General features: G+C 41.0%; 12 protein-coding genes. 1 reads left to right on the top strand and 11 read right to left on the bottom strand.

The annotated features are described in order from the left end of the window. Positions 1-611: 611 nt before the first annotated feature. The 10 genes from TY09_RS16370 to TY09_RS16325 form a co-directional block, all read right to left on the bottom strand. A complete protein-coding gene (locus TY09_RS16370) occupies positions 612-1,463 on the bottom strand; it encodes a hypothetical protein (RefSeq protein WP_042436562.1) in 852 nt (283 codons plus the stop codon). Positions 1,464-2,354: 891 nt separating this feature from the next. Beyond that, positions 2,355-2,939 (bottom strand): hypothetical protein, encoded by a 585-nt coding sequence (locus TY09_RS16365; RefSeq protein WP_042436560.1) that lies wholly within the window; start codon positions 2,937-2,939, stop codon positions 2,355-2,357. Between the two features lie 183 nt (positions 2,940-3,122). Continuing rightward, positions 3,123-3,470 carry a hypothetical protein gene (locus TY09_RS16360; RefSeq protein WP_147584723.1) on the bottom strand — a complete coding sequence of 116 codons (348 nt, stop codon included), beginning with the start codon at positions 3,468-3,470 and terminating at the stop codon, positions 3,123-3,125. 120 nt (positions 3,471-3,590) lie between these two features. Then, positions 3,591-4,118, bottom strand: coding sequence for a hypothetical protein (locus tag TY09_RS16355; RefSeq protein ID WP_042436556.1), 528 nt, complete (start codon positions 4,116-4,118; stop codon positions 3,591-3,593). Between the two features lie 13 nt (positions 4,119-4,131). Beyond that, positions 4,132-4,776, bottom strand: coding sequence for a hypothetical protein (locus tag TY09_RS16350; RefSeq protein WP_052335740.1), 645 nt, complete (start codon positions 4,774-4,776; stop codon positions 4,132-4,134). Next, complete coding sequence (locus TY09_RS18470; protein ID WP_074432647.1) at positions 4,760-5,155, bottom strand: hypothetical protein; 396 nt, start codon at positions 5,153-5,155, stop codon at positions 4,760-4,762. The genes TY09_RS16350 and TY09_RS18470 overlap by 17 nt, the downstream gene beginning before the upstream one ends. Then, a complete protein-coding gene (locus tag TY09_RS16340) occupies positions 5,156-5,365 on the bottom strand; it encodes a hypothetical protein (protein ID WP_042436554.1) in 210 nt (69 codons plus the stop codon). Between the two features lie 70 nt (positions 5,366-5,435). Continuing rightward, positions 5,436-6,335: a tyrosine-type recombinase/integrase gene (locus tag TY09_RS16335; RefSeq protein ID WP_042436552.1), complete on the bottom strand. Its 900-nt coding sequence runs from the start codon at positions 6,333-6,335 to the stop codon at positions 5,436-5,438. A 161-nt stretch (positions 6,336-6,496) separates the two neighbouring features. Next, positions 6,497-7,513 (bottom strand): type I glyceraldehyde-3-phosphate dehydrogenase, encoded by a 1,017-nt coding sequence (gene gap, locus TY09_RS16330; protein WP_042436550.1) that lies wholly within the window; start codon positions 7,511-7,513, stop codon positions 6,497-6,499. A 95-nt stretch (positions 7,514-7,608) separates the two neighbouring features. After that, the gene (locus TY09_RS16325; protein ID WP_042436548.1) at positions 7,609-8,481 is read right to left on the bottom strand and encodes a hypothetical protein; all 873 of its coding nucleotides are present in this window, start codon (positions 8,479-8,481) and stop codon (positions 7,609-7,611) included. Positions 8,482-8,624: 143 nt separating this feature from the next. On the opposite strand from TY09_RS16325, the gene spoIID reads away from it, so the two are divergent. Next, complete coding sequence (spoIID, locus tag TY09_RS16320; protein WP_042436546.1) at positions 8,625-9,650, top strand: stage II sporulation protein D; 1,026 nt, start codon at positions 8,625-8,627, stop codon at positions 9,648-9,650. Positions 9,651-9,851: 201 nt separating this feature from the next. On the opposite strand, the gene TY09_RS18695 is transcribed toward spoIID, so the two are convergent. Further along, positions 9,852-12,073, bottom strand: a 2,222-nt coding sequence (locus TY09_RS18695) for an Ig-like domain-containing protein (RefSeq protein ID WP_042436565.1), incomplete at its 5' end; no start/stop codon positions are given.

The raw sequence follows: 12,073 nt of genomic DNA, 5'->3' as shown, positions 1-12,073 counted from the left end.
TGGTAAATGATAATATTATATGTTATTGCTATGCCAACCTATATTATTGGTATATAAAAGAACGGATAATAAGGCTACGCCTTTCTTTTTCTTTTTTCCAGCCATAAAAAAAATATTAAATTGCTTGTATATAAAACACATTTAATATATATTCATTTAATGTTTAATTCGCTTTCTTATTTCATCTACGGTAATTTTTCATTATCAAATAGATACAGGCGGTATTCGCTTTTTCGCTTGTAAGCTATGTGAACCGCCTTACCATCTATTTGCTAATTCAAATATACCCCATCTGATATATCGTCTTAATTGTCTCTTCTATTTTACGGTTAAACGAACGATAGTGAGTAAGGCGATGCCGTCTATATCTATTTTGGATCATTCCTGTAAAGGACAAATCCGATTAGTTAATCATCATCATGGAGAGATATAGAGAGCTAATTCGCGGAAAAGCCTTATAAATTACTATAAATTGGTCAATTTATACTATCAAAATTTAACCACATTTTTTATTCGATGATATAAAGCAAAAATCAAATTGAATATAAAAAACATCAATGTTTTGCTACTATCAAAAAATAACCATACCTGTATATTTCTTTGTTTTATTGTTAAAATTTTGACATTATATATACATCACTATAATCTGTGCCAGCATAATATATTTTAGGATTTATAGTCATTCTCCACGTATTTATTGCATCAGCCCCACGGACTAAGAATGTGACCATATATCCCATACCATCAATTTTCACGCTTAACATATCTTTCTTCAATATATTGATATTCTCTTTTTTATAATTGATGATGTTACAAAACTTACCTAACGTCATAAAGTCAATCTTATTTATATCTGTTTCCAACGGATTATTGCATACTATATTGTAACGCCGATTGATCCATGGAATAATACGGAATATGTAAGACAATTGCTTATGTGATTTTATTGAAGATGAATTGTAAATACTGCGGATACCATCAACATATAGCTTAATTACATCATCATCTGTTTTGGGCAGTTTTCCTTTGTCAAAATATTCTTCGTTAAAAAACACTTTTCCATTGCTTTCAACAAGTATGTCATAATCTTTCGAGCATTCCTTCCAAAACCGCCAAAATGTCGCTTCCTCTACTCCTAATATCTCTTTAATTTTTTCTTTTTTTATGGCTCGTAAATTACTGTTATCTACAATATAGCCTTCATAATTGAGATATGTAGACAGGTATATCAATCGTGTTAGATTTGCGGGCTTAATCTTATCAAACAATGTATCGTTGCAGTTATATACAAGCCACACAAACGCGCCATACTCTTTTAATCTTCTTTGTTTTTCCGCTAAATCATTTTTGTATTTTTCAATTTTGGCTTGCTTTTTATTTTTAGTTTCATTTGTTTCCACAAATACTTGTCTCGTTTCACCAGTATCAGTATTAGTTTCAAAAACTTGAATTGTTTTTGCCATAAATTAAAATCTCCATTTCTAAATTTCAGCCACATATTTCAGTGGCTCTATTTTTCTCTATTGGTCTACGTATACTTGTAAGGCATCACGGTTACCAAATCGACAAGCCCAATATTGAAGTTAAACGTTCATCACGCTCTTATCAGTAAAGCAAATGCTATGTCAAATAATCCCCATGCTAATTTTTGAATATATGTTTTACCATATGACTATCACCTTCTTTCAATATATAAAAAAGACACACCTAACCATTAAAGGATAAGGTGTGTCTTGTTCGCTTATTAGATGCCTGATGCTTATTATATCATCAAGCATAAAATTTGTGAAGTTAAATAGAAATTTATTTTATTTTTATGGATTATATTCATATTATAATATAAACATTACCTCCCATAAATATTTCATATTTATTCTTAATCCTTATATACTTTATTCTGATTTTAAAGATTGCGAATCCAAAAGCGCATTATATAGCAATTTAAAACTCTGCCTATACAAATTATAGTATAAACTAAATGCTTTGTAAACCAAACTTAGGAAAAATTTTTTGACTTTTTTCCAAATTATCTTCAAAAACTTGGATTCAAGTTATAACTGGCCTTGTAAGCCGCTCCATTTGTATAGAACGGTAACCATAAGAGGAGTTCACCTGTACATCTTAATTCACGCTTGCAGACGATTTTAGATAATGTAGGAGCATAGGATGCGTAGGGCGCAGGAGTATAAATTTCAAAATCAAAATTAGAAATTCAAATATATTATAAGTACAAGGAGTTGTTATGTGATGCAAAGATTCATTTCACACATTGTATTTTTCTTTTATGGCAAAAAACAGCCACCCATTAAGGATGGCTATCAGCAAAATTATTCAAATTTCGCTGTGTTCTTCTTTCACGCTTTTATTTTGTCTACTGCTTCAGAATGACTGCTGCTTTGATATTCAAGAATATCAAACTGTAATATATCATCAGTAAATCCTAGCAACATGATTGGTTTATCTGCGGTATCTTGTGATGCAATTATTACATAAGTTGTTTCAATACTTATATTTCGTGCTGCCTTGGTGACGTTTTCGCTAAACTCACGAGTATCCTTAATAACATTGTTCCATTTTATTTTTTCTTTAAATGATTTTTGTTTAGCAAAATTCCATTTTTCATATTCAATCAATGACTTACTTGTACTAAAACTCATAGGATAGATTTCCACCGTTAGAGTAGAATTCTTATCTGACCTATAAATATTTACCTCATTTTTTATTCCTGCCGAATTGAGCCGTTGAGAAATTTCTGATTTTAAAGTATTATCAAACTCTTCATATGTAGCTCCGGGATGATTAAGAATTGTTATTGGCATCGTTGAATTAACAGAGTGTATCATGTCATATGTATCTTTGCCATTATTGACACGACTGTAAATAAGAAAGCATACTGCCAATATTATCAAAAACAAAACCATTCTAATTTTGTTCTTCAATAGAATCTCCCTCTTCATTATGATATTACCGCAAATATTTTAAAGCAATTAAGATTTTTCTTCTTCCACGGCTGAAAGTTCCCTCACTAAGGCTACCTCTGATCATCATCTTTGGGGTATATAGTGAGCTATACAAAGACCAATATCAGTAAGGTGAGTTAAAATAACTCTTGTGTTCTTCTTTCACTCGTTTATTTTTCTTAATTCATCAGAAATAGCCTGTATAATTTGTGTTATGTTTTTTTGATTTTTGCCCATATCATTCATATTTCCTAATGCTCCATTTTTGCATGTAGAAGTAATGGCTATTTCAGAAGCATTCTCATTCAATTGCAAAATTGTTATAGTAATGATTTCCCCCCATGAAAAGAGGGTTTTCCCAGTACTTAATGTAATTGTGTGCATTATTTCATTTACGCTATCAATTTGGATTTTATCCAAATCTCTTACTGCTTCTTTGCATGCTGTGAATGCATCACTCATTGAAAACTGCACTTGAAATTTACTTGTATAATCTGCCATACCCATCATGATGTCCCCCATAAATATAATAATTTTATCTTATATTAAGCTCGTTCTGAAAGTTCTCAAGAATATTGTACTGTGTTGCTCTCACAATCCGTAGACAGCTTGCGGATGCTAATAGAGCTTTTAATCAAAGAAATCATAGCGCAATTCATCGTCGTCAAAATCAAGATATAAAAGATTACTATCCCCCTTTTGCGAAACCATGAATATAGTACGTTCTATATTTGCCAATCTGGCATTTTTGATAATATCATTATTTACAACAGTAACAGATGAAATAACATTGTCCCAGTCAATTTCTTCCCTAACCCTTTGCTTTTTGCTGATGTCCCAACTTTCGTAATTATCCAAAACGCCATTTACATTTAAATCAATATAATAATTCGCAATTAAAATTTTCCCATTTTCAAGATCTTCTACTTCTACATTATTTTCCATATTATTAGATGAAAACGAGTGCCGAATTCTACTGCATGCTTCTTCATAAGTTATAAAGCTTTGATTGCTATTACTTTTTTCTACAGAAGAGATGACAGGATCAAAAGAGTTCTTTGATACTTCACCTGTCTTTTCCTTCATTCGCTCACCACAGGCCGTAAAAAAGAATACTGTTGAAATTACAAGTAGAATTGTAAAAATAGTTTTTTTCATTTTGATTCTCCGTTCAACTAACAATCCGAGCACGAGAAAGTAATAAATATTGTCCATTTCTAACTTTCACGTAAGTTTCGTTTTCAAAATTATCATTATCAATGATGTCGTCATGTCGGCTATTCGAATAGATACAATAATATCCACTCTCCGTTGCCAGCAATTTATATTCACCTGCACTTAAATGTTCACCAATAAGAAACATACCCTCACCATCTGTTGGTAGTGATTTAACGTCTGCTATTGGCTCGGCATAGCACCTGCTCAACTTTAAATACTCACCATTCTTTACCGTTACAATAGAATTGTTCTTAAAATTGCCATTAAAAAGTATGCTGTTGCCACTACTGTCACTTGAAACACTGAAATATCCAGAACTATCAGTAAACAACACATATTCTCCGCTTGGCATATCCGCACCAATTTTATAAGTACCGTTTTCATATGGATGTGTTGGACTAAGAATTTCTTTGCTATTATTCATCTGATTATCTATCATATAAGAAGCCTTGTTGACAGTACGGGGAGATATATGAGAAAAAAACAACAACACAATGCCTATAGCAATAACTAAAACAACAATTATCATTTTTATTGTGCTAATAGAAAGTTTCTTTTCTGAGTTGGTATTAGGTAGTTCTTCAAATGGATTGCTCATGATACATATTCTCCTCCCCGTCAACCTTAATGATATCAATTTCAGACTTTTTCTCTTTAGGCATTTCACCTATTCTGTCATAGATCGCTTTTAGACCATCCATATGCCTATCCTTGGAGCGCAGATTTAATGAGATACAAATAAGCATGATTGCCCCAAGCGCCGCAGAGGAACCAAGCACCATAAACCCAGTGAAATAGTTGCTGTTGATTATGTAGTTGTAGGCATCCCCGCCAACATACACATACTTGTTTAAGGAAGAATAATTTTCGCTTTGATAATAATTATTCTTGTAATCAAACCCCTTCCAGAAACAAACCGCTGACACCAACAACAAAATGCAGGAGAATGCCACAATACCTTTTCTAATACCCTCCAATTACTTACCCTCCTCAATGGTTTCATCTTTGATTTCTAAATTATTCAGCGCATATTCTATGCACATGGAAATAATTTCGTTTCTTGAATGGCCAGATTTGCTCGCAATGACTTCAAGCTTATCTATAATCAAATCTGACAGACGCAATGAGATTACCGACGTTTGACTGGATATTTTTGGTTTAGGATGAATGATAAATTTTCTGTCCATTCGCATCACCACTATAACAATATCAGTACGCATGTAATATTTACAGACTACACTTTGTAGTTTTATGGCATTACAAATTCATGATGGTGCTGGTGTTTTTTGCAGTATCAAGAATATCTCTATCTCTAATCCCTTCTAAATACCGTTGTGTAATGGATATCGATTCATGCCCCATAATGCGGGACAAACTGTAAATATCAAGCCCATTCCGCAATTGTTGTTGACAAAACGTATGCCGCAATGTATGAGGTGATATACGAATATCACTTCTTACCTCTGCGTATTTACCTGCGTCCTTGACGATCTTTTCAACGATGCTTTTGGATAGCTGGTGCTTATAACGGGAAACAAAAACGCTTTCAAACACATCTGATTCAAAATAGTGGTTTCTGACTCGGCGATATTTTTCCAGCCATTTTGACACAACCGCACTTTTCGGCACAATCCGTTCCTTATCTCCTTTGCCATGAATCAAAAGATAGTCGCTGTGAATATCACCATCCTTTAACTGAATTAACTCATTCAAGCGTATTCCTGTATCAAAGAACAGTATTAAAATTGTTTTGTTACGGATGCTTTGAAAATCATTGTCATGATAGCATCCCAGCATACGGCGTATCTCTGATTTGTCAAAGGTGCGTATCACTGTTTTAGGGTGCTTCATGTTCTTGACTTTTTCAGTTACTAAAATTTTAGTATAGCCCTCATCCACGGCATACCGAAAAAATACCTTGAAAGCCTTTAATAAGTCATTGATATACCCCGGTTTGCATCCCGCTTCATACTTTAACATCATGAATGCCTTGAGTTGATTTGTTTTTACGGCTTCCAGTTCCGTTACCTGATATTCTTCTTTGAGAAACTGAATCAGATAGCGGATTTGTTTTTCGTAATTCTCAACTGTCTTTGCCGATAGCCTTCTGCACTCGCAATTGAACCGAAACTCCTTTAATAAATCTTCTAACAACATAAAAAAACCGCTCCTTTCAGATTAGACAACTAACCTAAAAAGGAACGGTTTTATTTTTGTATCGTTGTTTCAATTCAGCGGATTTTATCGCACCAGAAGAAACAAAACACAATCACCGATATTCTGTTGTAGTATCAAAATTTGGCTTACCCATGCGGTTTTTATTTATGATCGACACTGAACATGTGCTTGATCAAATCCAGCACCTTGTTGCTGTAGCCCCACTCGTTGTCGTACCAGGAAACCAGCTTGACAAAGTTAGGATTGAGCATGATGCCCGCTTCCGCATCGAAAATGGAGGTACGGGGATCGCCCAGGAAATCGGAGGAAACAACTGCATCCTCGGTATAGCCCAGAATGCCCTTCATCTCGTTTTCGGAGGCTTCCTTGATCGCCGTGCAGATCTCTTCGTATGTGGCGGATTTCTCCAGACGGCAGGTCAGGTCAACCACAGACACATCGAGGGTGGGAACGCGGAAGGACATACCGGTCAGGCGGCCCTTCAGCTCAGGGATCACCAGAGTCGCAGCCTTCGCCGCGCCCGTGGAAGAAGGAATGATATTGCCGGAAGCCGCTCTGCCGCCTCTCCAGTCTTTCGCGGAGGGACCGTCTACGGTCTTCTGGGTCGCAGTAGTAGAGTGAACAGTCGTCATCAGGCCTTCTGCAACGCCAAACTTATCGTTGATGACCTTTACCAGTGGAGCCAGGCAGTTGGTGGTGCAGGACGCGTTGGAAACAACCGTCATATCGGAGGTATAAACATCGAGGTTGACGCCGCACACAAAAGTGGGGGTATCATCTTTGGCAGGGGCGGAAATAACAACTTTCTTTGCGCCTGCAGCAATATGTGCCGAAGCCTTTTCTTTCGTAGCGAACACACCGGTGGATTCCACAACATACTCTGCGCCGTCAGCACCCCACGGAATATTTGCAGGGTCTTTCTCCGCGTGAACGTTGATCGCTTTGCCGTTTACCAGCAGCTTGCCGTCCTGGGTACCGATTTCGCCCTCGAATCTGCCGTGCATCGTGTCATACTTTACCATATACACCATGTAATTCAGGTCGATAAAGGGATCGTTGATCCCGACGATCTCGAATACATCCGGCTGGGCAACCGCCGCACGGAAGACCAGACGGCCAATGCGGCCAAATCCGTTGATGCCAATTTTAATAGACATAGTACAACCTCCTAAAATCGATTTAAAGCTTTCCTTGTCTTTCCATTATTTTATATGATTTCTGGGAATATTACAAGACTTTGGGAAAAATTTAACTAATTAAAACTCTTTTTTTCATATCTGGCATCAGCATTCCCCGCACATGCCAATTTTACACTCAGCGCGAGCAAAAACAGTGCTATCACCAAATACAAAACGCTGCTCTCCATACTCATGGAGCAGAACGCTCCCCGACCCATGGCATACATCAAAAGATTCGGCACCGTAACGGTCAGCGCCAGCAGACCGTAGCACATACCGGCAGAAATCATCAGTCTGCGGCTGCGCAGGTCATCCACGCCAGCCCAAAATCGCGATTGGGCAAACAGGCATAGGAGCAAAAAGATCACCATAAACATGGAATACAGGCTCTCGATGGTGTTGACCACTTCGGTATACCTGACAAACATCACCGTTAAATCGAGGCAGGACCACAGCGGTACGATCAGCGCGCTGGCCGGCAATGCGGCATAGGGATTTCTTCCCACGGCCAGGCCCCAGGTAAGCACCAGAAAATTGATGGCCGCCAGTGCCCCAAGCAGCGCCAGCGCCCCATAAAGGCCCGGATGCTGCACCCAGATCGGCAGCTGCTCCAGTGTGTCATCGTACCAGGTGTCACGCCCGGCGGCGACCAGCATCAGCTGGTGCAGCGAATAAATCAGCAGCGCAGCGCCGCTAAGTCCGCCGAAAATCACAGCCGGAAATCCGGACAAATCCCCAAAGGTAAACGAAATAGACTTTTCCCGGTGCGACAGCAACAGAATCGCCGCGCAGCCCAAAATCAGCGCAGCGGATACAATCCCCGCTGTTACGTTCCCATCCGTAAAAAATCCCGTCTTACTGTCTACAAAGTTCATCAGCTGATACAGGCGAACCGGTATCGCCAAAATACATGCGACCGCAAATACGATCCACATTTTCTTCATCATGCTTTCTGGCCCTTTCTCATCTTGTTCGGCGGTCGCGCAGCGATGTCCCCCGTTTTGGCAGTCTTTCAAACCTATGACCCATTTTATATCACGCATCCCGCAAAGTCAATACAAGTGACTGCTTTGCGGGGAAAGGAGCCCATATGAAAGGAAAAACCGCATGGTGCATGATTTTATTCTTACTGCTGCTGCTGATCCCCCTGATCGCGCTGGGCGCAAAGATACCGGACAAAGAGTCCGGGCCTCCCGCGTCTTCTGCGGCGGAAAGCAGCCAGTCCGCACCGCAGTCTGCGACCGGCCCGCCGCAAAGCACACAGACAGCCGCCGTTTTTAAGATATTGGATGAACCTACCGGTGAGGTGCTGACCGTTGACGACAAGGAATTCCTTTACGGGGCCGTTGTGACAGAGATGTCTCCTGAAAGCCCGATCGAAGCCCTCAAAGCGCAGGCGGTAAGCGCCTATACCTATTATAGCCGCCTAAGAGCGCAGCAAAAGGAGAAACCGGACGCCTCTTTGAAAGGCGCGGATTTTTCGGCGGACATTTCCGGCTGGAAGCTCTATACCACCAAGGCAGAAATGCAGAAGCGCTGGGGCAGCAAATTCGATACCTACTACCAGACACTTGGAAAGGTCGCGGACGCGGTTTACGGGCAGACGCTGCAAGACGATGGTCAATTGATCTGCGCGACGTACTACGCCATCTCTTCCGGCAACACGGAAGCTGCCAAAGATATCTGGGGCGGCGATTACAGCTATCTGGTGCCGGTTGCGAGCCCCGGTGATCTATACGCGAGTGGTTATAGCACCACCGTCACGTTAGCCCCTCAGCAGGTGCAGCAGGCATCACAGAAGCAATGGGGCATCTCTTTGAACGGCGATCCTTCCAAATGGTTTGGTAAGGCGGAGCGAACGGCTTCCGGTTCCGTAACGAATCAAACGCTCGGCGGAAAAACCGTGAAGGGCGGCGAGGTTCGCACGGCATTCGGACTCCGCTCCGCGAATTACACAATCACTTATGCTAACGATAAATTCACCTTTTCTGTCAAAGGCTACGGCCACGGTGTGGGAATGAGCCAGGCCGGGGCGGAATATATGGCCCAGCACGGCTCCAACTACAAACAAATCCTGGAGTGGTATTACCCCGGCGCCAAGTTAGTTTCTGTCTGATAAACTCTATGAAACACGACAAAACATAGATTGAAACCCAATCTACGAGCACAAAGGAAAGGGACACGGCAGTTGCCGTGTCCCTCATTTTGTCACGTTTCGCGCAGATACGCACAAAGCGGCGGTCTGGAAGATGAAGTCCAAACCGCCGCCACGCAAATACAGCTAACAGAAATTATTCAGTTCGTTATGAACCCTTAATTACTTCAGGGTGGAAACGTTGTTGCCCTTTACACCGACAGAAGCTGCGCCATTGGCGACAACAAACTTAACGGATACATGGGTGTTACCAACAGTAGCCACTACATAAGCAGTGCCGGGGTTCTGAGCTGTTACTCTGTATACGCCGTTGCCACGGGGAGCGATGGAAACAACCTTACCATTTACGGTAACAACCGGAACAGCAGTTGTGCCGGTAGTGGAGAATTTCACATCGTACACTTTGCCAGGAGCAAAGGTGTAAGTGGTGGTGTCAGCTCTCAGAGTGCCATCTACCTTAACTACGTTCACAGTCAGAGTAGCGGTAGCGCCGTTAGCATCAGTTGTGGTGATGGTAGCGGTACCCTCAGCAACACCTTTAACCTGGAACTTGTAGCCGCGGGGATCAGCAGCGTTGAACAGCTCAACAGTTGCGATCTGAGTATCGGAAGAAGTAGCGGACAGAACAGCCGCAGTGGAGGACTTCGCGATATACTGATACACAGCGCCTGTGCCAACGGTAACAGGCTTAGTGGTATCCAGGGTTACAGTGGACTGGGGCTTCTCAATTGCAGTTACGTTGACAGAAGCTTCGAGCAACTCTTCTACCACATTGCCATCTTTATCAATAACAGTAGCAGTAATAGTACCCTGATTGTCAACTGCACGATCCGTGCTATAATCCAGAGCCTTTACGGTAGCTACATTGCCCTCGGTGGTAACGGAGATATAATCATCGTTTACATCAACATCCCACTCGATGGAGTAGTCAGCCGGAAGAGCAGTGCCAGCAGGATAATTAGCAACTGTTACAGTGTCGGAATGGCCTTTTGCAATAACCAGATCCGTCTTGTCAAACTTCACACCAGCAAACTGTACGGACTTAATGACGTGCTTGTCAGTAGTTTTGCTGGAGGATTTGGTCTCCAGAGTAAAGCCCAGAGTGTTCAGATCCGAACCGTCAATTGTGCCTTCATCAGAAGTGAAAGCAGTAGCATTTACGGCCAAACCATCGTTAATGACCAGCTTGGTGCTGTAATCAATGTCGTCATTAACCTGAAGCTTGCCAGCAACAAAACCGAACAGACCTTCACCGGTGATGCTGCCAATGGTAGCTTCTGTTACGTTCAGCTTGGAATCTTCCTCAACTTCCACACTGTCTGTAACCAGTTTGCCAGTCAGAGAAACTGTAGAATCTTCCTTAACAACAACGCCCTCTTTAGCATTTGCCAGCGTCTTAATGCTGCCGGTAAAGCCATCAAAGGTAGTCTCATTCTTGTAATCAGCATCAACAGTAGCAACTGTTACATTTTCACCGGACAGAGTAACTAAGCCCTTAATGGTGCCCTTTACTTCAACGGTCGCGTCGCTGGAAGAATCAATGGTGATATCAGGAACATCATTTTTTGCTGTGACTTTGCCGCCGATAACGGTATTAATATCGTCATCTTCTGCATCGATCTCAACAGTATCACCAACGACATCACCGGAAATAGTACCGCCGTTGATTGTAACCTTTGCATCTTTCGTATTGATTTCCTTGACCTTACCACTTTCAATGGTAACAGAAACTGCATCGTCGTTTTTAATGGTACCAACAGAAGCTTCTTCAACAGAAACAGAGTTGGAAGGATTCAAATCGCCGGTAGAACCTTTTTCCACAACGATGTCTTTTGCGGAAATCTTGTTAACGGAACCGTCCTTCACGGTCACGGTTGCGCCACTGGCAGAGATTTCATCGTAGGAAGCAACAGAAATGATATTGGCGCCCTTTTTGGTTTCGCTCCAATCTTTCTTCTCCCAGTTTGTACCGGCAGGAGCAAGATATGTGCCGCCGCTCATTCTGTTGATTTCATAAGAAGTAGCGCCAGTTGCTTTCCACTTCTTCGCAACAGAAACTTTCGTGTCTGTAAAGCTGGAATCATACTTAGCAGGGGCAGTTGTATTATACAACTTAACCTTCAAGGTATCGCTGCCAACCTTTGCCAGATCCTTATCGGTCTTATACTTTGTCTTCAGAGTAAAACTGTCATCATTAACCGTCAGCTTTTCAAAAGCTTTGGTGCCTTTGAGCTCAATTTTATCAGAATCCAAAACTTTCTTAAAACCAGTAGGCGCCGTGTACTCGGTCGTAGTTGCTGCTGCCCAAGTAGCATCGTTAGCTACGGAATACCAAACCTTAGTAGCGATATTAGCGGCGGTTGCACCAGCAATCTCGTCACCAA

Source organism: Faecalispora jeddahensis (assembly GCF_000577335.1).
In the GTDB taxonomy this organism is placed as follows: Bacteria; Bacillota; Clostridia; order Oscillospirales; family Acutalibacteraceae; genus Faecalispora; species Faecalispora jeddahensis.
This window is presented reverse-complemented; position numbering and strand designations above follow the sequence as displayed.